Annotated in this window: 1 protein-coding gene; it reads left to right on the top strand. The window is 41.8% G+C overall.

Translation table 11 applies throughout. From position 1 onward, the window contains the following. Positions 1 to 26: 26 nt before the first annotated feature. Positions 27 to 1,238: glycoside hydrolase family 64 protein (locus tag F7D20_RS00375; RefSeq protein ID WP_367383900.1), on the top strand; the 1,212-nt coding region annotated here is incomplete at its 3' end.

Raw genomic sequence — 1,238 nt, 5'->3', positions numbered from 1 at the left:
TTTTATTGTTTTTAACGTTATTCTGTGTGGCAATTCTGAAAGTCCATGCACAAAAAATTCCTATTGAGATAGTGAACAATTCTGTTTTTCCTGACGACAAGGTATATGTGGCTATCATTGGTAAGAAAGTGAGTGATGATGCTCCTATTTATTATGACCTCATAGCCAACAATGCAAATGATGCTGCACTCAGGGCCCTTACTACCAATACAAACACTCTGCATAAGTCCAACGGAGATAGAGGTTATGCCAATGTGTTTACGCCGCTGAATAAGATAAAAAACAAAACCATTTACGTAGATAAGACCCATGCTTGCCGTATGTTTTTTGGTTTCAATTCACCGCTTTACCTACACGTAAACGATAATAATGGTGGGTATGCAGGAGCTGACATGCAAAACCCTTCCGACCCGAATATCGATCTGCGATGGGAACTTATTGAATTTTCTTATGATAGGTATGGTGTGATGTTTATCAATACCTCACGTGTTGATGCATTCCAATATCCCATGGGATTAGAACTATATGGAAATGCTTCGGCAGGTGCCAATAATCCATACACCAAGCGTGGAGAGGTGAATACCTATGAGGAGATTATCAATCGCTGGAAGACACAAAACGAAGGTAATATCTTCTCTAACTGTCTGAAGAACAATATAACTCAGGATCATTTGGGAGGTATTATTATGCAACCATCTAAAGTGGCAGAGGTGAAGAATACTGGATATTTCGATAGCTACATCAACCGTATCTGGAGCGAGTTTCGCACTAAAGACATACACGTAAACATGGGCAACCAATTAGGTGTTTGGCGTGGACGTGTGAATGGCAACAACTTCGTCTTAAAAAGTGAGTCAGGACCTCGTCAAGGGCAGACGGCCATTGTAGGCAAGCCTACCTCCATTGATGTGATAGAAGGTGCAGGAGAGTTTGCAAAATTCAATGGCAACAGTGCAGATCTTCCAGTACAAGCCATGTTCTGTGGAGCGATGAATCGTGGAGTGATAAGAACAAATATTGCAGATGGCGAACTGCAGGATTGGGGAGATACAGGAAGCTTCTTCAACACCGATGTATATAACCCTTATGTGAAATTCTTCCATCAGAAAGACATCAGTTACAACGGTTATACCTATGCCTTCGCATACGATGACACATTTGACCAAAGTGCAACATGTGCCACCAGTCATCCAGAACGTGCCGTGGTAACTATTGGTGGATTTAAAGGACAGTCTGGG

Origin of the sequence: Segatella copri (assembly GCF_009495355.1) — a bacterium.
Classification (GTDB): Bacteria; Bacteroidota; Bacteroidia; order Bacteroidales; family Bacteroidaceae; genus Prevotella.
The sequence above is the reverse complement of the archived record's forward strand: the minus strand, read 5'-3'. Positions and strand labels throughout refer to the sequence as shown.